General features: G+C 41.1%; 10 protein-coding genes. 8 read left to right on the plus strand and 2 right to left on the minus strand.

The window, feature by feature from the left end; translation table 11 throughout:
* The first annotated feature begins 79 nt into the window (after nucleotides 1–79).
* The 7 genes from ACSU6B_RS08190 (at nucleotide 80) to ACSU6B_RS08220 (ending at nucleotide 15,021) form a co-directional block, all read left to right on the plus strand.
* Entirely contained in the window at nucleotides 80–5,446 is a 5,367-nt protein-coding gene (locus tag ACSU6B_RS08190) for a GH32 C-terminal domain-containing protein (RefSeq protein ID WP_410884237.1), read from the plus strand.
* 199 nt (nucleotides 5,447–5,645) lie between these two features.
* Nucleotides 5,646–8,042, plus strand: a complete 2,397-nt coding sequence (locus ACSU6B_RS08195; RefSeq protein WP_410884239.1) for a GH32 C-terminal domain-containing protein — start codon at nucleotides 5,646–5,648, stop codon at nucleotides 8,040–8,042.
* A 334-nt stretch (nucleotides 8,043–8,376) separates the two neighbouring features.
* Nucleotides 8,377–9,708: a glycoside hydrolase family 68 protein gene (locus ACSU6B_RS08200; protein ID WP_410884241.1), complete on the plus strand. Its 1,332-nt coding sequence runs from the start codon at nucleotides 8,377–8,379 to the stop codon at nucleotides 9,706–9,708.
* The gene (locus ACSU6B_RS08205) at nucleotides 9,708–11,075 is read left to right on the plus strand and encodes a glycoside hydrolase family 68 protein (protein ID WP_410884243.1); all 1,368 of its coding nucleotides are present in this window, start codon (nucleotides 9,708–9,710) and stop codon (nucleotides 11,073–11,075) included. The genes ACSU6B_RS08200 and ACSU6B_RS08205 overlap by 1 nt, the downstream gene beginning before the upstream one ends.
* 164 nt (nucleotides 11,076–11,239) lie before the next feature.
* Complete coding sequence (locus ACSU6B_RS08210) at nucleotides 11,240–12,586, plus strand: glycoside hydrolase family 68 protein (RefSeq protein ID WP_410884245.1); 1,347 nt, start codon at nucleotides 11,240–11,242, stop codon at nucleotides 12,584–12,586.
* 128 nt (nucleotides 12,587–12,714) lie between these two features.
* Nucleotides 12,715–14,115: a sucrose-specific PTS transporter subunit IIBC gene (locus ACSU6B_RS08215; RefSeq protein WP_410884247.1), complete on the plus strand. Its 1,401-nt coding sequence runs from the start codon at nucleotides 12,715–12,717 to the stop codon at nucleotides 14,113–14,115.
* Nucleotides 14,116–14,166: 51 nt separating this feature from the next.
* The gene (locus ACSU6B_RS08220) at nucleotides 14,167–15,021 is read left to right on the plus strand and encodes a PRD domain-containing protein (RefSeq protein WP_410884369.1); all 855 of its coding nucleotides are present in this window, start codon (nucleotides 14,167–14,169) and stop codon (nucleotides 15,019–15,021) included.
* 85 nt (nucleotides 15,022–15,106) lie between these two features.
* Here the strand turns inward: ACSU6B_RS08220 and ACSU6B_RS08225 are convergent, their stop codons facing one another.
* Nucleotides 15,107–19,531 (minus strand): pullulanase X25 domain-containing protein, encoded by a 4,425-nt coding sequence (locus ACSU6B_RS08225; protein WP_410884249.1) that lies wholly within the window; start codon nucleotides 19,529–19,531, stop codon nucleotides 15,107–15,109.
* Between the two features lie 391 nt (nucleotides 19,532–19,922).
* Here ACSU6B_RS08225 and ACSU6B_RS08230 point away from each other — a divergent pair, with 391 nt between their 5' ends.
* Complete coding sequence (locus ACSU6B_RS08230; protein ID WP_410884251.1) at nucleotides 19,923–20,978, plus strand: LacI family DNA-binding transcriptional regulator; 1,056 nt, start codon at nucleotides 19,923–19,925, stop codon at nucleotides 20,976–20,978.
* Nucleotides 20,979–21,013: 35 nt separating this feature from the next.
* Here the strand turns inward: ACSU6B_RS08230 and ACSU6B_RS08235 are convergent, their stop codons facing one another.
* Nucleotides 21,014–22,768 carry an alpha-glycosidase gene (locus ACSU6B_RS08235; protein ID WP_410884371.1) on the minus strand — a complete coding sequence of 585 codons (1,755 nt, stop codon included), beginning with the start codon at nucleotides 22,766–22,768 and terminating at the stop codon, nucleotides 21,014–21,016.
* Nucleotides 22,769–22,787 lie beyond the last annotated feature (19 nt).

Here is a 22,787-nt window from a genome sequence, read left to right on the forward strand (position 1 = left end):
CCATTCTTTTAAGTTGTTATGTAAGCGCCTTCTTATTGTTTGAATATAAAAGACAAATAAATGTTGGAGGGGAACAGGGTTGAAGCAAAGATTAAAAAATCAAGGAATATCGGTAGTGGTCATTTTTTCTTTAATCATTTCAATGTTTATGCCAACAATCTCCAGTAAAGCTGAAACTGGTGAAACAACGGTTTCATCTGTTGGCGGAGAAAATGAACCTTTTCGATCCAAATTTCATTTTTCTCCGGAAAAAAACTGGATGAATGATCCCAACGGCATGGTGTATTACGATGGGGAGTATCATCTGTTTTATCAGCATAATCCTACTGAATCAAAGTGGGGACCGATGTATTGGGGACATGCGGTAAGTAAAGACTTGGTCAATTGGGAATACCTGCCGATCGCTCTTTATCCAGATGAAACAGGTTTTATCTGGTCAGGGAGTGCAGTTGTGGATTGGAACAATACGACTGGGTTCGGAAAAGACTCTAAACCGCCGATGGTTGCTGTATTTACTCAGGAAAAAGGTGGTCATCAAGTTCAAAGTTTAGCTTACAGCAACGATAAGGGCCGTACTTGGACGAAGTATGATGGCAATCCGATTATCCCTATGCCAGAGGGGATTGATGTTTTCCGGGACCCAAAGGTATTTTGGCATGATGAAACAAAAAAGTGGATTATGGTCATTTCAGCTGGTGATCGTGTTTATTTTTATAACTCACCGGATCTGAAAAGTTGGACGAAGGTAAGTGAATTTGGCAACAATGACGGCTCCCATACGGGAACATGGGAATGCCCGGATTTATTTGCCCTTCCGGTTGATGGGGATCCAACTAAGAAAAAGTGGGTATTAGCTGTCAGTATCAGTGAAGGTGCTCCTTCCGGCGGTTCGGGGATGCAATATTTTATCGGTGATTTTGATGGGAAAAATTTTACCAATGCCAATGACCCGAGTAAAGTTCTCTCGGCCGATTATGGTGCTGATTTTTATGCAGCTGTTACATGGAGTGATGTTTCTGATGGACGCCGCTTATTGCTCGGGTGGATGAATAATTGGAAATATGGTCAGGACATTCCTACATCATCATTCAGGGGATCGATGTCGATTCCGCGTGAACTTGGCTTATCAACGGTTGATGGGGAAGGAATTCGTCTTACACAGAAACCTGTAAAAGAGTTAGAAAGTCTGAGGGGAACGCCACAAGTATTTGAAAATAAAGTGCTAACTCCGGGAGAAAATCTGCTTTCGAACGTATCAGGAGATACTTTTGAGATTATGGCTGAATTTGATTTGAATTCAGCGACAGCAACGGAGTTTGGTTTTAAAGTTCGAAAGGGAGATAGCGGGGAAACAAAGATTGGTTACGATATTGGCAATAAAAAATTGTTTGTTGACCGTTCCAATGCTGGTGAATCAAGTTTCAATGGCAATTTTGCTGCAAAACATGAAGCACCGTTAAATGCCAGTAATCAAACCGTTAAACTCCATCTGATTGTTGACAAGGCATCTGTTGAAGTATTTGGTCAAGACGGCCGTGTTGTGATGACGGATCAATTCTTCCCTGATCCTAAAAATCAATCTCTTGCACTTTACACAACCGGTGGAGAAGTATCCCTAAAATCATTAAAGGTATATGATTTGGATAGCGCAACCTTTGTTTCAAAAATAGATCAAGTAGCCGTTGATGGAGTCAGTCTGCCAAATGAGATTAAAAATCCAGATTTTGAGACTGGCAATCTATCAGGATGGACAGAGGCAGGCTCAGCATTTGATCGCCCAGTATCAAATGTTACTAGTTTTTGGGGCGGTCCTTTTCAGCAGGAAGGAACGTACCATGTTTGGGGATTTGCCGGGGCAGCGAATGATGCAAACTCTGATTTCCGTACAGGTGTAATGAAATCATCGGTCTTCAAACTTGGCGGAAATGGAAAGATTGATTTCCTTGTTGGCGGGGGCCAGGATATTACGAAACTATATGTTGCCTTGGTTCGTGCTTCGGATGGAAAAGAGCTTTTTAAAGCAACGGGATCCAACACAGAAGCCTACCGAAGAGTCAGTTGGGATGCATCGGAATATATCGGGGAAGCAATGTATATCAAAGTAGTTGACTATCATTCTGGCGGATTCGGGCACATCAATGTCGATGATTTTCATGTTTTTAATAATGACCCGGTGAATACCGATGTTATCCAAAATCCAAATTTTGAGACTGGTGATTTAACGGGATGGACAATTGTGGAAGGCGATGCCTTCAGCAATCAGGATGTTACAGCTGATAAGGATTGGGGTTGGGGCGGACCGTTTAATCACCATAACCAGTACCATCTATGGGGAGCTAAAGATGGTGGAGACGGACAAACTGGAATTTTAAAATCATCAAACTTTACCCTGGCAGGTACTGGTGAAATTAATTTCCTAATCGGCGGCGGTAATGACATAGACAAATTATATGTGGCCTTAGTTAGAGCCTCCGATGATAAAGAACTTCTCAAAGCGACGAATACCAATTGGAAGGACAGCGAAGCTTATACTCGGGTCAAGTGGGATGCAGCCAATTACCTGGGGGAAAAAGTCTACATCAAAGTGGTGGACCAGTCAAAAGAAGGATGGGGCCATATTAATGTAGATGACTTTCATGTGAAAAATACTGGCATTATAGCCAACTGGCCGTTGGATGAAGGCAGTGGGACCAAAACAAAAGACATCGTAAGAGGAACGAAAGATCCTATTTCCTATGTGTTTACCAAGGCTTTATACAAGCCATCGACAGATCCTTTATGGAGGGATGGAATCCGCAACAAGGCTTTATTGTTCGACGGATATTCCACTTGGATTACGAGGCCTTCTGACCAGGTGATTAAGCCGACGGATGCTCTCACGATAGAAGCTTGGGTTGCTCCAAGATCTTACGAATGGGGAGATCTCGGTCAATTATCAGCGATCGTCAATCAACACAATAAAACGGCAAGCGAAGGTTATATCCTTGGCTTGGGACGGCACGGGAAATGGTCGTTTCAGGCAAGTATCAACGGGGAATGGAAGGAAGTTTGGGCTGCCGAAAACAAACCTCTTGAAAAAAATAAATGGTCGTATATTGTTGCCACCTTTGATAAGGCCGAGCAAAAAATGAAGCTGTATTTAAATGGTGAATTAGTCGGAGAGACGGTCACTCCAAAAGGAACCATCACACCATCATCAAATGATTTATTAATCGGAAAACATAACAGCGCTGCCTTGGTTAATGGAGCTTTCACTGCCAATATGTTTAATGGAATGATAGACGAATTAAAAATGCATAACCTTTCGCTATCAGGGGAAAAAATTAAAGAAAATTATGATTCGTATTTAAGTAGTTTTGAGAATCATAAACCTCCAACACCTGATTTGGCACCAGATCGGAGCAGATATGATGGCGACCGGTACCGACCGCAATATCATTTTATTGCACCGGAGCATTGGATGAACGAGCCTCATGCACCGTTCTACTATAATGGGAAATATCATCTATTCTATCAAAATAATCCCCAAGGCCCATATTGGCATCACATTCATTGGGGGCATTCTGTAAGTGAGGATATGGTTCATTGGAAAGATGCACCGATAGCACTTGCTCCTGATGGCAATTCAGTTGCGCCTGATGGTGTTTGGTCAGGTGGATCAACTGTTGATGCCAATGGGAAACCGGTATTATTTTTTACAGCAGGTGATGATAAAAAGGTTCCTAATCAAATGACGGGTCTTGCAATGAGTAAGGATCCCGGGGACCCGGATTTGAAAGAATGGTCCATGTACGAGAAACCAGTTACGGTTCAAGCGCCAAACCTGCCGGCAAAAGAAGGGGAGGTATGGTACGGGCAATTCCGTGATCCGTATGTTTGGAAAGATGGAGATACATGGTACCAGCTTGTTGGTTCTGGTATTAAAGGAGCGGGGGGAACTGCACTTCTTTATACCTCTAAGAACCTGAAAGATTGGGAATACAAAAAGCCGCTTCTGGTTGGCAATTATAAGCAAAACCCGAAAACAGGCCAGGTTTGGGAGTTGCCAGTATTCCTGCCTTTAGGGAAAGATACTAATGGTGTTGAAAAATATGTCTTCTTCATCAACCCTTGGTTTGATGGATACAATCCGCACAATGTCAAATATGTTTGGTATTGGATTGGGACATGGGACAAAGAAAAGTTAGAGTTTGCCCCTGACCACACGGATCCTAAGCAATTTGATTACGGCGAACACTTTACAGGACCAAGCGGGATGGTTGATGGAAAAGGACGTTCCATTCTCTTTAGTATTGCACAGGACCGAAGGACGGAACAGCAGCATTATGATGCTGGCTGGGCTCATAATGCAGGATTGCCGCTAGAGCTTTCCTTAAACCCAGAAGATGGGTTGGGAATTAAACCCATTACTGAATTGAGTTCTCTAAGGAAAAAGGAACTTGTTTCAATCAAGAATGAAAACACAGAAAAAGCCAATGAATTATTAACAAATGTTAAGGGTGATCAGTTGGAAATTCAACTGGAAATCAATCCAGCCTCTGCAAAACAAGTAGGTATAAAAGCTAGAAAGTCAGCAAATGGCGAGGAAGAAACATTACTATTCTTTGATGTTGAAAAACAATCACTAAACATTGATCGAAACAAATCCAGTCTCGATCCTGATATCCAAAAAGGAATACAGGGCGGAGGGCTTAAGATTGGTAAAGAAAATCTCAAGCTTCATATTTATCTGGACCGGTCAATGATTGAGGCTTATGCAAATGGTGAAAAAAGCATCACATCACGTGTATATCCAACCCTTTCCGATGCTCTGGGCCTTGAGTTATGGAGTAGTGGGGGAAGGGCGAAAGTGGTATCGATGAAGGTATGGGAAATGGGTTCCGCATACGGGGATACGGTTCCTGCCTATTGGCCTGAATCGAATGGCGGCGGAGATCCAATTCCAGAAAGTACAGAATTGCCAAACCATGATTTCCAAACCGGCGATTTAACAGGATGGACTGTTGTAGAAGGGGAAGCTTTTAGTAATGAACACGTTTCTAAGGCAAACGATTGGGGATGGGGCGGACCGTTTAACCAAGCCTCAGACCGAATCGACCCGGAACGATACCATTTATGGGGTTTTAATGGGGAAAAAGGCGGGGATTCATTGACAGGAGTGTTAAAATCGGAGAACTTTGTGTTAGGTGGAAACGGACAAATCGATTTCCTAATTGGCGGCGGAGCTAATATCGACAGACTTTATCTAGCACTGGTAAGAGCTTCAGACGGCAAAGAGTTAATGAAGGAAACGGGTGGCAACTGGGAAGCCTATCGAAGAGTTAACTGGGATGCTTCGGATTATATAGGAGAAAAGTTATACATCAAAGTTGTAGACTATGAAACTGGCGGCTGGGGACATATTAATATTGATGATGTAAATGTACCTGTGGCCATAAAAAGGTAAAATCTTACCTTGATAGATAGGATCAAATAACCTAGAATAATCATGTGAAATTCAATATTGCAGGATTGCGACTGGTTAGCAGGCAAGACCTAAAATGAGTAAAGGACAGAAGGTACCTTTGTGTATATGTCCTTACCTATTTTAGGTCTTTTTTTGTTATTAAGGTTGAATACACTGTACTAGATAAGGAGTTTTTAAGATGAAAAAGAAGAGGATTATATGGATGAGGCTGCTTGTTTTGGCAGTTTGCTTCCTGACGATTACAGGAGTTTTAATCAAAAAACAGGTGAACACCAGATTAGAAACAACCAATATCAATCAAAAGAAGGATCAACCATTAGACCTGGTGCTTAGTAATGGTGCTCTCCATCAGTGGGGATTTGATGAAGGGGATGGTAACGTCACTAGTGATCATGCTCAATCTGTGTCGTCTGTTATTCATTATGCTTTAACATCAGATCCGGAATGGAAAACCGGCATTAGCGGTAAAGCATTATTATTTGATGGATATTCCAATTGGCTGGAAATCCCTTCAGAAAAGGTTCATAACCCAGCTGGGTCTTTTTCGATTGAAGCCTGGGTTGCCCCGAGGGCCTATGAATGGGGAGACAATGGACAGCCCTCCGTGATTATCAATCAACAGGATAAAGGAAATAAACAAGGGTTTATGCTCGGAATGGGACGGCATGGATATATCACGTTTCAACTGGCCTTAAACGGGGAATGGCAGGAAATTTGGTCGCCAGAAGGGAAAATTTTGCCGAAAGATCAATGGTCTCATGTTGTTGCACAATTTGATAAAGAAACAACTAAAGTCTCACTCTATTTAAACGGTGTACTCATTCAAGAAAAAGCAGTGCCTCCGAATAGTGAGTTTACACCAGCAGCTCATACGCCGTTACTTGTTGGAAAACATAATCAGGCAGTCGCTGTGTCTGAGGTTTTCCAAGTTAATATGTTTAATGGATTAATGGACAATGTTTCCCTATACAACAAAGTATTTAGTAATGAATCAATTAAACGACACTATGAAGAAGCCATTAACGGCTGGAACAATAAACTGCCGATACCAGATACTTCATTTGATCGAACGGTTTATAAAGGAGACCGCTATCGTCCTAATTATCATTTTACTGCTCCGCAGCATTGGATGAATGAACCACATGCACCCATTTACTATAACGGAAAATACCATTTATTTTATCAGTTTAATCCAGCTGGTCCTTTTTGGCATCAGATTCATTGGGGACATGCTACAAGTAAAGACATGATTCATTGGGAAGATAGTCCCATTGCTTTAAGTCCAACAGAGGGAACTGCCGCAAGAGACGGCGTATGGTCCGGCAGTGCCACATATGATAAGAATGGAGTACCAGTATTATTTTACACAGCAGGACACGATGAAATGAAGCCGAATCAAATGACTGGTATGGCAAGAGCAGAAGATGCAAATGATGTCAACTTGAATCATTGGATTATGAAACCCAACCCTGTAACGATACAAGAGGAAAATATGGATACACCCAAAGGAAAGGTAATGTTTGGCCAATTTCGTGATCCATACGTATGGAAAGATGGAGACAAATGGTACCAGCTGGTTGGATCGGGTATAAAAGAGGCAGGAGGAACCGCATTACTCTATACCTCAGAAGATCTTGAACACTGGAAGTATGAAAAACCATTGATGATAGGTGATAAAGGGAAATATCCACGTACAGGAGATGTATGGGAACTGCCATTTTTAGTTCCGATTAAAAACAAGGAGACTGGTGAACAAAAATATGTATTCATGATCAGTCCTTATTTTATGTCCCCTAGTCCGGATGCAGCTCGTTTTACATTTTATTGGATCGGGACTTGGGACCCAGATCGGTTGGAGTTTATCCCTGAACATGAGGAGCCTAAACTGTTTGATTATGGTGAACATTTTACAGGAGCACAAGGGTTTGTGGATGAAAAAGGGCGTACCATCGTAACTAGTATTTTACAAGACAGGCGTTCGGAAAGTGAAAAATATCAATCAGGATGGGCACATGGAGCCGGGCTGCCGCTCGAAATCTATTTAAATGATAAGCAAACTCTTGGAATTCGTCCAATTGAAGAGGTCCAGTCACTTCGAAGAGAAGAACTGGCATCCGCCCAAAATGTTACAATGGATGAAGCAAATAAACAGCTTCGAAAAATCAAAAGCGATCAATTCGAAATCGAGTTGGAATTCGATGTTTCTAATACGAAAGCAGCCGGTTTAAAAATATTAAAAGACCCAAATGAACAGGAAGAAACCAGTATTTTTTATGATAATGAAAGGAAAACCATTCATATTGACCGCCAGCATTCAAGTGAAAATCCTGAAATTGAAAAGGGAATTCAAGGTGGTGCGCTAAACCTTGATGACGATATCTTAAAGGTACGCCTATTTGTTGATAAATCGATTGTGGAAGCATACGTCAATAATGAAATAAGTATTTCGTCCCATGTATTTCCAATAATGGATCAATCGAAAGGACTCGAAGTATTTGGAGTGGATGGAGAACCATTTATACGTTTGATGAGGGTATGGAGGATGGCTACAGCCATTGAAGGAGAGAAAGATTAGCCTTACGGGTTTAACTCTATCTAATGAGTTTTGTATTGGTTATATGAAAATATAACTAGTAAATCCTAATGAAATTAAGAGTATATTATCCTATTGTAGGAAATTGTCGAACAGAATATAATGATCCCTGTAAACAAAATTATGCGGGATTGTGACTGGTAAAGCAGGCAAGACCTAAAGTGTATGAAGGGCGAAGTGTACCTTTTTGGTAGACGTACCCTTGTACATTTTAGGTCTTTTTTTGTTCTCTGAAAAAGGATTTTAACTAGTTTTAATAGTCGAAAAATTCTTAACGGACACAATGTTCCCGCGAAAAATGGAGGATTTAGGGGAAATGGAAAAGAAAACTCGTAACAAATCGAAATTGAAAAAGCTGGTTTTGACAGCCGTTGTTGCTGTCAATTGCCTGTCCGTAACACAAGCATTTGCAGCGGAAATCAGTTCAGATTACACATCTATCTGGTCACGTCAGCAAGCAGAAAAAGTAACGCCTACTGACAAAACAACTGCACCGAAAATTGATCTTGATTTTGATCTTGTAGCACCTGATCAATGGGTATGGGATACATGGCCATTACAAAATAGAGATGGTTCAATGGCGATTGTCAATGGCTACCGAGTGGCTTTTGCATTGGTAGCACCGCGTTCTTTAGGATGGGGTGAGCGCCATACAGAAGCAAGAATTGGAATGTTCTACTCCAAGAACGGCAAAGATTGGACGTACGCAGGAATCCCTTATGACTATAATAAAGCCTTGGGGCATATGCAATGGGCCGGAACAGCAATGCTTGATGACAATGGAAAAGTTCATTTATTCTATACGGCAACCGGTGAAAAAACAAATTGGGATAACAATGGATGGGATAAAAGAGCCGTACAGCGGATTGCGAAAACAACCTTTGATATTCATACGGATAAAAACGGGGTTCATCTGACCAATGAAGGTAAACATCAAGTAATTCTTGAAGCAGATGGAAAATATTACGAGACACTTGCACAAGCGAATAGTCCGATCATTACGGCATTCCGTGATCCATTCTTCTTCCAGGATCCGAATACAGGCAAAGACTATATTATTTTCGAAGGACAAGCTGGAAGCGATAGAGACTTTATCAAACCGGAAAATATCGGGGATGAAGAATACCGCAAAACCCATTCCGTTCCTGCAGGAGCCGAATTGTATAACGGTAATATCGGGATCGCAGAAGTACTTGACAAAGACGTAACCAAATTAAAGCTTCTCCCTCCATTGCTTGAGTCGGTTGGAACCAATCACCAGATGGAACGTCCGCACATGGTCGTAAACGGAGATGATTATTATCTATTTACCATCAGCCATACCTTTACGTATGCTCCTGGCCTGACTGGTCCTGATGGTGTCTATGGATTTGTTGGTAAAGGACTGTTCGGCAGCCATAAACCAATGAATGAAAGTGGTCTTGTGATTGCGAATCCAAAGGAAAGCCCTTATCAAGCCTATTCTTGGATGGTTCTTCCAGACCAGCAGGTAATCAGCTTTATTAACGAGCCGAAAGATGAGAACGGTAATGTGAAATTTGGCGGTACATTCGCCCCAACTCTAAAAGTGAAGCTGAATGGTGAAACATCTGAAGTTGTAAAAGAAGGTAAAGCGGGCGAAATTAAACCATTTGGGGCAAATCGCTAATGATAGCTCGAAAAGGAGAAGGAAGGATGACCGTTATGAATAAGAAAGCAGTTTCTGCCATCGTCTTGGCTGCGAGTGTTATAGCCTCAACTTTTTCCGGGGTTTATGTAAAAGCAGAAGACGTAGGGCAAACGACAAATTGGACACGGGAACAGGTCTCAAAAATTGAACTTAATCAAGATAATACCTTGCCTTATACGGATATAAGCAAGCTTAAGAAATTATCACCAGATTATCATATTTGGGACACGTGGCCCCTGTTGGATCGCGATGGAAATATCGCTTCAGTAAAAGGCTGGAAAGTGATGTTTGCCCTATCCGCTCCAAATAATGTGCTGCCTGGAAAAGTACATGACATTGCAACCATCCGCTATTTTTACTCGAAAAATGGTAAGGATTGGACTCTCGGCGGGACACTTTTCCCAGAAGGAGCTTCATTAGGTTCTCGCGAATGGGCTGGATCTGCAATGTTCGATAATGGGAAAATTCATGCCTTCTATACGGCAACTGGCCATAGAGGGGAAGAGCGATTGACATTTGAGCAGCGCATTGCTGAGGCATCCGGTGATATTATTGCTGATAGCAATGGAGTTCATTTTGAAAATTGGGGCAAACACAAGATCATTTTAGAGCCGGACGGTAAATATTATCAGACGAAGGAACAAGCTCAGCAAGGCGAAGGCGGCGGCTACGCTTTCCGTGATCCGATGTGGTTTAAGGACTCAAAAACCGATAAGGAATATATTTTATTTGAAGGAAATTCAGGCGGTACTGTAGGGGAGCGCACATTTAAACAAGAATATGCCGGAAGTTCCGAGTATACAAGCAAGAACCCGGTACCTGCGGGAGCAGTTCATGCCAATGCGAACATTGGTATCGCAGAGGTAGTGGATGGTGATCCTTCTAAACTTAAAATGCTGCCTCCTCTTTTGGAAGCAAATTATGTCAACGAAGAACTGGAACGGCCGCATATTGTAGTAAAAGATAAAAAGTATTATCTCTTTACTGACAGCCATATCAATAAATATGCTGAAGGGCTGCAAGGACCTGAAGGGATGTATGGATTTGTTTCTGATAACTTGATTGGTGGTTATCAGCCGCTGAATAAGAGTGGTTTGGTTTTAGCCAATCCTCCAGGAAACCCATACCAAGCGTATTCATGGCTTGTCCTTCCTAATATGAATGTCGTCGGGTTTGCTCATTTTGGCGATTTAGGCAACATGTCAATTGGTGATGTTGGAAACCAATCACCAGAATTCCAATTTAGCCATTTTGGAGGTACATTGGCGCCAACGATACAGCTATCAATCAAAGGCGACACAACAAAAATAGCAAAAGAGTTAAACCCTGGCTGGATTAAACAATAAGGAAATGATTTGACCGGTTCCCGCGCTCCAATCGCTCACTAAGAGACCGTATAAGCGCTCGTGGAACCGGTTCCTTAGCTCTAATCGGGCGCTTGAAATTTATGGTTAATCAACAAAGTTTTTAACAAAGTAAAAGTAAGAGGGCATTTGGAGGAACACTTTTCATGAAATGGAACAAAGTTAAAAAAAGCAAATCTATCATAGCAGCTATTATCGGACTTTTTATTATCTTCATACCCATTGTTGGTCCAACCGTTTCTGCCCAAGAAAATGCAGATACATTCAACTGGACCAGAGAAAATGTTAGCACTCTAACAATCAATGAGCAAAATACAGCTCCGACATTTAATAAAGATGAGCTCGTTAAACTTTCATCAGACTATTATATTTGGGATGAATGGCCATTGCAGGATTTGAACGGTCATCCAGCTGTAGTAAATGGTTTTAAAATTATTTTCGCCCTATCGGTACCGAAGGATGTCCTTCCTGGAAAACGCCATGATCTAGCTCAAATTCAATATTTCTATTCAAAAGACGGAAAGAGCTGGGTGTCAGGTGGTCCCGTTTTTAAAGATGGAGATGCATTGGGATCCAGACAGTGGGCTGGCTCATCCATCATTAATCAAGATGGGAGATTACAAATCTTTTACACAGCAACAGGGCAAAAAAATGAAGCCGGGCTAAGCTATGATCAGCGGCTGGCAACTGCAACGGCAGATATTCGTACAACAAACACTAGTGCGACCTTTAAGAATTGGTCCAAACATGAAATAATTCTTGAGGCAGATGGTAAATACTATCAATCAAAGGAACAAATAGGGCAGGAAGAATCTTCTTATGCGTTCCGCGATCCGTATTTTTTCCAGGATCCAAAAACGGGCGAAGAATATCTTTTATTTGAAGCGAACTCCGCAGGAAAGCTTGAAGACCGTCCCTATAAAAATGAATATATTGGTTCGGAAGAATTTCGCCTGAACCATGTAACCCCTGAAAGTTCAAAAGCTTTTAATGGCAGCATTGGTATTGCCAAAGCAACCAATAAAGATTTATCCAAATTTGAATTACTGCCGCCCTTATTAGAAGCAAATTATGTCAATGACGAACTGGAGCGGCCGAGTGTAATCGTAAAAGGAAACAGCTACTATCTTTTTACGAAAACACACAGTGAGAAATTTGCACCCGGTCTTGACGCACCGGAAGGATTATATGGATTTACTTCAGACTCTCTCTTTGGAGGCTATCATCCCTTAAATAATAGTGGACTAGTTATTGCAAATCCAACCGATAATCCGTATCAGGCATATTCCTGGATGGTTATGCCGAATGGCACTGTCACGAGTTTTGTGAATTATGTTAATGTGGACAGTAAAGATATGTATGAAGTTGGCGAGCAATCACCGGAGTATCAAATGGAGCATTTCGGCGGAATGCTGGCACCGTCCTTAAAACTATCGATCACACGGGATGGAACAAAGATTGTTCATGAAAAGAAGCAAGGGGTTTTTAAATAAGACACAGTTGTGGCGTTCAGTTTTCTACTGAACGCCACTGTGCATTCTTAAAACATTTGTCATTATTTACCTGAAAATCAATCTACTGCATGATGTGAAACAGACAATCCATAAATTCAAGGTGGAAGATGAACATTCAAGACGAACGGAAAGAAGCTAAAGATATTGCGCAAGAATTATTACCGTTATTAGGCGGTAAAGAAAATATTATGAATATGACCCATTGCACGACTCGTTTGCGTTTTGAACTTTTAGATGAAAGCAAGGTTAATAAAGTTGGAATCGATAAACTGAACGGTGTACATGGAACCTTTTCCCGAATGGGACTTTTCCAAATTATTTTAGGCCCCGGGATTGTCAATAAAGTATACAGGGCCATACTTGAAACAAAACAGACTCCTGTTTCTGGCATCTCTCCTGCAGAACCGCCAAAGGTGAGAATGAATCCTTTTATTCGATTTGCCAGGACCTTGTCCAATATTTTTGTTCCGATTATTCCAGCTATTGTTGCAAGTGGTTTACTAATGGGACTGATCGGAATGATCAAGGTGTTTCACTGGGCACCGTCTGAAAGCTCATTAATGAGAATGCTCGATATCTTTTCAAGTGCCGCCTTTATTATTTTGCCGATATTGATTGGTTTTAGTGCTGCCAAGGAATTTGGAGGCAATCCAATCCTGGGTGCAGTGATAGGTGGGATTTTAACTCACCCTTCCCTGTTAAATCCCTCCAAGCTTGGATATAAAGTACCGGAATATATGGAGTTTCTAGGGGTTGATATCCCTTTAATAGGGTATCAGGGAACCGTAATACCAATATTAATTTCTGTCTTTTTTATGAGTAAGCTCGAATTGCGCTTGAGAAAAATTGTACCAAGTGCATTAGATCTATTTTTTATCCCATTTTTAGTCATCATATGTGTTGGTTCTATCTCACTTTTAGTAATAGGCCCGATCTCATTATTCATTGGTGACATGATGACAAATACTTTTCAGCTTATCTATCAATCTGGAGGTGTACTAGCCGGATTTTTATTTGGCGGCTTGTATTCTCTCATTGTGGTAACGGGGCTGCATCATACTTTACATGCAGTTGAAATGGAATTGCTTGCAAATCCAAAGATAGGTGTTAACTTTTTATTGCCAATTTGGTCTATGGCCAATATGGCTCAAGGAGGAGCGGGGTTAGCCGTATTTTTTAAAACCAAGAATGAGAGACTGAAAAAAATTGCCATCCCTTCATCTTTTTCAGCATTTTTAGGTATTATTGAACCGGTTATGTTTGGGATGAATATAAGATTGTTCAGACCATTTATAGGTGCAGCTATAGGCGGTGCTTTTGGAGGAGCGTATGTGGTTCTTACTCATGTAGTAGCAAACTCTTATGGCTTAACAGGAATTCCAATGATCGCTATTGTAGCTCCATTAGGGTTTTCCAATTTAATGCATTACCTTATTGGACTTGGAATCTCTGTCATAACCGCATTCATAGCTACTTTGATTCTTTGGGTGAAGGAAGAAACCGAGTAAGTAGTCAAGATTTCACAGCCAATGCAAGAGCAAAAGAGGAAGGTGAAAGATATTAGAATTAATAAAATCTTAAATAATAGTGCGGTTGTAGTGAAAGACATAGACGGAGAAAAGATCGTGATGGGAGAAGGAATAGGATTCCAGAAAAGAAAGAATGATTTGGTGAATCAAGCTAAAATTGATAAAGTTTTTGTCATAAAGGATTCAAATGAGCATAAAAAATTCGAAGAAATATTACAATTATTACCGGAAGAGCATATAAAAATCGCAGAAGAAATCATCACTTATGCAGAAATGGAATTGGGTGTCATGATAAACGAGCATATCCATGTCGCTTTTTGTGATCACTTATCATTTGCCATTGAACGATTAACAAATGGCATTTCCATTAAAAATGCGCTACTTGATCAAATTAAAATTCTTTATGTAAAGGAATTTCAAATAGGACTTTGGGCAAAGGCGTTAATCAAAGAAAACTTAGGAGTAGAAATTCCTGAAGACGAAGTAGGTAATATTGCATTGCATATCCATACTGCTAGGATGAATGCAGGAGATATGCAGGAAACGATTGATACCACTACGACTATTCAAGAAATTACAAGAATAATTGAAAGTTGTTTAAATATCAATATTGTGGAAGATACGATGTCATATGAACGATTAATTACCCATTTGCGATTTTCGCTTAAAAGTCTATTATCAAATGAGACGAACCATGATTATGACCAAAAAATGGCTTCGATGATCAAGGAAAATTTTAAAGAAGCATTTTCCTGTGCAAAAGAAGTTGGCCAATTTGTTGAAGGGAAATACCGTGTAAAATACCCTGATGCAGAGTTAATGTATATTTCCATGCATATTCAAAGATTCTATAATCGAGCTGTTATGCGGAAACAACAGTTGTGAAAGCTGATGTCAATACCAAGTCGCTTTTCTTAACTTTCGGCAAAAAAGGTCTGCCATGATTCCGGCAGACCTTTTCGATGACCACTTACTTGGTTTCGCTTATCGTTTTTGTTAGGACATCGATGACATAGTTCTTTGTATTCTTGCTAATAGAACCGCCGTCCTCTTTAAAGATGGTGGACTTTGTGGAGTCAGTTGGTTCGATATGAACAGGTACTTGTGTCTGTCCTGCTTGAAGGGTAAAGGATTGAGTGAAATTCAGATCATTTCCGACTGTCACTTTTTCCCCATTGATAGTGAGGTCAGCTCCCTTAATTGCATTCCCCTTTATAGTCATAGTTGATCCATTGACATCAATTTGACTGACTGCCAGCGGCATATCAATCCAGCGCAGAATGGTATCCTGTACAACCATTTTGTTGTTTCCTTGATTGGTGACCACAATTTTCATATCGGTTCCTGCGGCACCATAGCCGTAGTTACTGATATCGTCATCCGAATGATCGGATGGCGTATGATCTGCCAACCCTTCATGATCCCAAGTATTGTCCCTCGTATATTTATACGTAAGCTCTGTTCCTTCCTCAAGCTCCACTGTGTATTCCCAATCAGGCGTCACAGCGCCATTACGGCTCATAGTCCAGGCACTAGTATTCCAACCATTCAAGCTGCCTGGTATATTGACCTGCGCTGCTAAAGGTGTATAATCCGGTGCATGAACCTTAAAGGTTACTTGTACCATAACAATTTCAGGGGTTACACTTACCTTGTTGGATTCTACATGGTTTCCAGCCTGGTCATAGACACGCACTTGATATTGGTAGGCAGTTCCATTTGCCACCTGATAATCACGGAAGGTGGCGGCACTGCCGTCCAATGTTGAAAGAATTTGGCTGTCACGGTAAATGACCGTTTTAAATGGCTGATCCGGCTGCGTGAGTTTCCAGTTCAAGTTGACCTGACCGGATTCCTTGGTCGGAGTGTCCAAAGTAACATCATTAGCAGGCGGGGTAGTATCAGACGTGCTGTGTGAAAAGGTCACTTCACCAGTAATTGAGTAAACCCATGTATTTCCTAAATCCGGCGTAAAGGCCATTCGGTATTCATATGTGCCCGCCTCATACGCTGTAAAGCTTCCCTGAAACTCATTTGCCTGGTCTCCCTGAGCCTGGCCATTATACAAGGCTTGGTAAGATGTCCAAGCGGTTTGGCCTTTCATTCTTACTTGGAGATCGGCCGTGATTCCTTCTGCTGCACCAGATTCTGTCGCACCTGGCAGGTAAATAGCTGCTTTAACATTGGAGGCCTGTGCCAGATTCAATTCCCTGTTGTCTAAAGTAGTCAGGTCCTTAATACTAGCCTTTGCAGCATCGTAATGAGGCACAAGGCCGGATGAGGCAGCTGGTATAGATTCATTCCCACTTTCATTCACGGCCGTCACAGTAAAATAGTAGGTACGACCATTATTTAAATCGGAAATGTTCACAGATGTACCTGTAGTTTCTTTCACTTTTGTCCATAATCCACCTGAAACGGTAGATTGATAGACATTGTATTTTGTACCTGTTCCTGTCCAGCTTAAAGTAACTTCTTTAGAACCAGCTGTGCCGGTAACTTCTTTAACAGGCTGTGGTTGTTTAACATCATTAACCGTTATTAACATTCTTCCGGACTCTGCTGGAACTGTTAATGACAGCTTGCCATCCTTCGTTGTAGTCAGATATTTAGGGTCCAATTGGTCCACAAAACGAAGACCATTCGCGAGCAGCACTTTTGTATCGATATCAACCGTTTGTGTGGTTTTCCCTCTGTTAATAATGACAAGGCCAGATTTTGTATCTTTTGTCCGGACATAGGCTAACACATCACCCTTTGCGTATAAATGGTGCAGATCGCCATGAGCGAATAGGTCAGTATTTTCCTTGCGGATTTGACCAATCTTTTGATAGTGTGCAATGAGGTCTTTGTTTTCGTTCCCCCAAGGATATGTGCGTCGGTCATCTGGGTCTTTGGATCCTGTTTGACCCGCTTCATCTCCGTAATAAATGGTTGGTGCTCCAGGGTAACCCATTTGCAGGATAGAAGCCAGCTTCAATCGCTTCACACCTTCATCGTATTTGTAGTTCGGATCTTGTTCCGCTCTGAAATACGTATCCGTTCCATTGCCTAACAGGAAGATTGCCCGAGCTGTATCATGGGATCCCATCAGGTTCATGAGGGCATAAAAAGCTTCCTTTGGATAGTCCTCCTGTATAGCGAGAAGGGTGTTTTGAGCATTAGCGGCATTACCGTTCTTTAAGTAATCCAAAATGGCTCCGCGGAAACGATAGTTCATGACTGAGTCATATTGATCCCCTAAGAAGTACTTGGATGCATCATCCCAAATTTCACCTAGAATAAGTGGCTCTTCTTCTTTTTGAAGTGTTTTTCCGGCTCCTATCATAGTCTTGGACTTCATTTGCTTGCGGAATTCCTGCCAGAAGGAACTGTCCACTTCATTAGCTACATCTAGGCGCCAGCCAGATGAACCTCGATTAATCCAAGTTTTTCCTACTGAGTCCTTGTCATAAAAAATATAATTTGCCAATGCTGTGTTGTTAAGTTCACTTGGATGGTCAACCTTTGTGCCGTTAACGGATTCGAATACAGGAAGACTGTCGTATCCCCACCAGCCTTCATACTTATAATGCTCACCCGTCGAAACACCGTTGACTTTTTCATTTGGAACTTTAACATTTTCAATATGGAACCAGTTTTCAAAGCCATATGGGCTAAAGGTTTGTCCTTCAGCCATGAGTATCTGTTTGGCCTTATCCTTAGCTGCAGTTTCAGACAATTTTTCGTTATTCATTAAATCGTAAATACGAGACCAGTATTCATAGGCACCCACTGTTTTATATTTGTGGTAGCGGTCAAAATAGATGGAATCATCAGCCACATGATTAAATACCCCATCCAAAATCAGGTGCATGTTCCGTTTAGACAATTCCTTGGCGAAATCCTCGAATTCTTTTTCCGAGCCAAACATAGGATCCACCTGTTTATAGTCTGCTGCATCATATTTATGGTTGGACGGTGCAAGTGCAATTGGGTTTAAATATAGGGTATTGACGCCAAGTGATTGAAGGTAATCAAGCTTCGCCTTAATACCAGCAATGTCGCCGCCAAAGAAGTCGTTTGTAAATTCTCCGTCCCCTGTGTAGGAGCCAGTGCCTTGTTCATATGGATTATCCGGCAAGGATGACCAGGAGTCGGGATGTTCTATTGGCTGGCTGCCTCGGGCTCCAATCTGATCCTTTACATGGTCATTTGCTTTGTTGCCGTTATAAAAACGGTCCGGATATATTTGATAAACAACAGCTTCCTTCATCCAATCCGGTGTTTGATAGCCCGGGTCGAAAACGGTCAATTGGAAGAGTCCTGCATTTTTATCCTCCGCTTTACCGGTATGCCCTTCCTGTGTGTCTTCTCCGTATTCCACTGTTGTATCCTGATCCCCGGCAATGAATTTATAGCCGTGAACTCCTTTGTCAGACGGTGTAAAGGTGGCTTCCCAGAACTCAATGGCACCTTTGTCTTTTGTGTCTGACCAGCCTGTATTCTTCATTGAAAGAACCTTTGTTGTGCCTGTATTATAGTTTTTCACATACAGGCTGGCTCTGGTCAGGTCACCCTTTTTAGCCGATAATCGGAAGGTGACAGGTTTCCCTGCTGGAACTGCCCCAAACGGCGTCCGGTATACTTGGTCCCATGAATCATGATAAAGAGCATTCTTATCTATCATGCCATCAGATCCAATAGGTTTATAATCTGAATAAACTTCTTTTGTTTGGTTGTTATAGAAAAATGTGATTGTCGTATCAGAGAGTACATTCAGCTTCTCATTTGAACCAGGATAGGATTCCGTCCAGTCCTTGCCCAATACAATCTTGTATTCGTAGCTGCCTCTAGGTACCTTTACAGTAAAGGAATAGACGTTATCAAAATGGGTGTCCTCCATTAATGCTGTTGAGTCTGTCGGACTCCATGCAGTCCCTGCGTGAATGGCAGGTTGAATGGTTCCTACTAAGCGAGGCTTTTTGTCCTCATTTAAAAGTGTGTAATGGGTACTATCAGCAATGGCATGGGTATTGTCATTGTAGTAGAAGGTGACTTTTTTTTGTTCGGTCAGAGTTAGTTTAATGTTGTTTCCACCAGGCGCGCCGCCGTCTCCGTAATTTTCGGACCAGCCTCCTCCAATGGCGATTTTGTATTCATATGTCCCTGACGGCAGTGTGCCAGTAAGGCTGTACAAATCATTTCCTTGGTAATCCATTTGCGTTTTAACAGAAGATGGATCCCAATCTCCTGAATTCCCCAAAACTGCCTGCAGACTGCCAACAAGTACAACCTGCTTTGGTGTTGTTTCTGCCGCTTTGGCTGTTTGACTTGTTACAAGTCCAGAAAATAACTGAAGAATTAGTCCAACTACGGTAACAAGCGACAGCAGTGTTCTCTGATTTCTCTTCATGAAAAATCTCCTTTCCCTAACTCTATTAATCTAGAAAAGCGTTTGCATGTAGTTGCACAAAAAAGCCGTATGTAAGATCCTTAGAGGACTGTATTAGTGTGCAAACGTTTGCGCAATCACTTTCAAAATTTATTATATCTTTTTCTCAGCACAATTCAATAGAAAGCCAGAAAAAAATCTAAATTTTCTGATACATCGTTACCAAAATCGGGAAGTCATTATTTTTTAGCTGTATAACTGGTTGTAAACACTTTATAATAAAGGGTGGATTGTGCAACCGATTTCGTAAATGTAAGTGCTGTAAAGACGATGGAATATGCAAAAATGACCGTTTCTATTATATTAAAATTAGTAGTAGAATCAATTAACTTTGAATGAGAGGGGAGAAGAAATGGCTGTTACCATCAAGGATGTGGCAAAGCTTGCAAATGTCGCACCATCAACTGTTTCAAGAGTAATTGCCAATAATTCACGAATTAGTGAAGCGACGAAACGAAAAGTTAAAAAAGCAATGGAACAGCTAGGGTATCATCCTAACCAAAATGCCAGAAGTCTTGCCAGTCAATCAACCCAAACAATAGGGCTTGTCATGCCGAGTTCTGGAGATGTCGTTTTTCAGAATCCGTTTTTCCCTTCTATTTTACAGGGAATAAGTGAGGGGGCCCGTGAAAAAAAATATGCTTTGCAGATGACAACAGGGAAATTAGAAAACGAAACACTTGAAGCAGTTATTAATATGGTACAAGGGAAAAGAGTAGATGGCATGATTCTTCTTAACTCCAAGGTGGAGGATAAAGTCATTTCGTACTTAAGAGAAAGGGATTTTCCTTTTGTTGTTATTGGAAAACCTTCTAAAGATGCTGAAGAAATCACACATGTTGATAATGATAATGTTCGTGCCATGAGAGAAGCTACTGAATACTTAATAGACCATGGCCATCGGAAAATTGCTTTTATTGGAGGGAACCCAGAACTAATGGTTACGGTTGACCGTTTGAATGGGTATAGGCAGGCTTTAAAAAAGGCAAACATTCCTATAAAAAATGAATATATCCTTCATGAGGAATTCCTAAGGGAAGGCGGTCAAGAGGCGGTGAGTGAGTTAATGGCACTTGAGCAACGCCCAACTTCACTCGTAGTGGTTGATGATTTAATGGCACTAGGTGTACTAAGTACATTAGATGAGCTGGGAATCAGGGTTCCGGAAGAAATCTCAGTCGTTAGTTTTAATAACGTCCTCTTAGCAGAAATGTCCAAACCACCGTTAACTTCAGTGGATATTCATATTTTTGAGCTTGGATATCAAGCATCGAGGAGTTTGATTCAACTAATCGAAGATCGGACAGAACCAACCAAACGGATTATCATTCCTCATCAATTGGTTGAACGTCAATCATGCAGTCACCTCCTGGAGAAACAAAAAGCAGATAGTAATGAGAATCTATAAAAGATTCCCTCTATACCGTCTGCTTTTTCATTGTTTTAGTTCTTCAATTGGATTATTGCGAATCCATAAGGTGGAAGTTCAACTTTTGACGTCTCTCTAAGAGGTATGTTGTTCCATAAATCAACAGGGCTTTTGCCTGTAAAATCATATGGAATCGTCACGCCAAGCTTATCAGCAGAGTTATTAATCGCAATGATAATCGTTTCTCCAGCCGACTGCTTGGAATAAATGATATGGTTTGTATCGGCATTCGTTTCTAAAAACGTAAACTTGCCTTCATTTCTAAATGCAGCATACTCTTTTCGAAGCGAAATTAATTTTTGGACAGTGTGAAAGAGTTCCAGATTTTGTTCCTCTTCATCCCAATTCATGCATTTCCGGCAGCCGGGGTCGTTTTCTCCGGTTAAGCCGATTTCGTCTCCATAATATATACAAGGTGTGCCGATAAATGAGAGTTGGAATAGGAAAAGAAGCTTCAGCTTGTCGATATTTTCATCACAAACCGTTAAAACTCTTGGGGTATCATGACTCCCTAATAAATTAAACGCCACTTCATTCACATTCTTAGGATAAGACATTAACACGTTTGTGAGCTGATGTGCTAACTCTTCCGCATTAATTTTATCTTTTGCAAAAAAGTCCAAGGACGCATTTGTAAACGGATAGTTCATCACTGCATCAAATTGATCTCCTTGAAGCCAAGGCATAGAATCATGCCAAATTTCTCCCAGAATGTAGGCATCAGGTTTGATCGCTTTTACCGTTTTTCTAAACCCTCTCCAAAACTCGTGATCAACTTCATTGGCAACATCGAGGCGCCATCCATCAATATCAAATTCTTCAATCCAGTATTTTGCGACATTAAGAAGATATTCTTTCACTTCAGGATGTTCCGTATTTAACTTTGGCATCAAATGTGTAAAGGCAAATGTATCATAATTTGGTTCCGGAAAAGCTTGCACTGGAAGTTCCTTCAAATGAAACCAATCTTTAAAGTTGGATTTCTCTTGTTTTTCAAGGACATCCTGAAAAGCATCGAAATAAAAACCACTGTGATTGAAAACGGCATCAAGCATGACACGAATCCCATTTTTGTGGCATACTTCCACAAGCTGTTTAAAGGTTTCTTTGTCTCCAAATTGCGGATCAATTTCCATATAATCAATGGTGTCATATTTATGATTCGTAGCCGCTTTAAATATTGGCGTAAAGTAAATGCCTGTAATCCCAAGTTTTACTAAATGATCAATATTTTCAATAATTCCTTCAAAGTCGCCGCCGAAGAATGTATCAGGTTCAGGATCTTGGCTTCCCCACGGAAGTGTGCCTTCAGGGTTTAACTCTGGATTGCCATTCGCAAACCGTTCGGGGAAGATTTGATACCACACCGTATTCTTAACCCATTCCGGCGCTTTGAACACATCAATCGGATTTAAAAATGGAAAACAGAAATAAAAGCTGGAATCACGAGGATCTCTGTCCACAAAACCCCTTTCGCCAAATACAGCGGATTCAGTATTTGAATTGAGTTCAAATCCGTAGCGTAATCGACGGAATTCCGGTTTCACCTCCGCAAACCAGTAATCGAATAATTCATCCGATCCTTCCAATGTCATTGGTTTAGTAAAGTTTGTCCACCCATCTTTTGTCCACTGATAAGGATCCCCATATATTAAAAACACCTTTTTTAAATCACCTTTTTTAGCGCGAAGGCGAATATGCAATGTTTTATTATCATAGGCATAGGCAAAATTGTTTTTCGGTCTGTGATAAACGGCTTCTTTTAACATCATAACTCCTCATTTCAGC

It is taken from the genome of Neobacillus sp. C211 (assembly GCF_051842875.1).
Classification (GTDB): Bacteria; Bacillota; Bacilli; order Bacillales; family Cytobacillaceae; genus Neobacillus.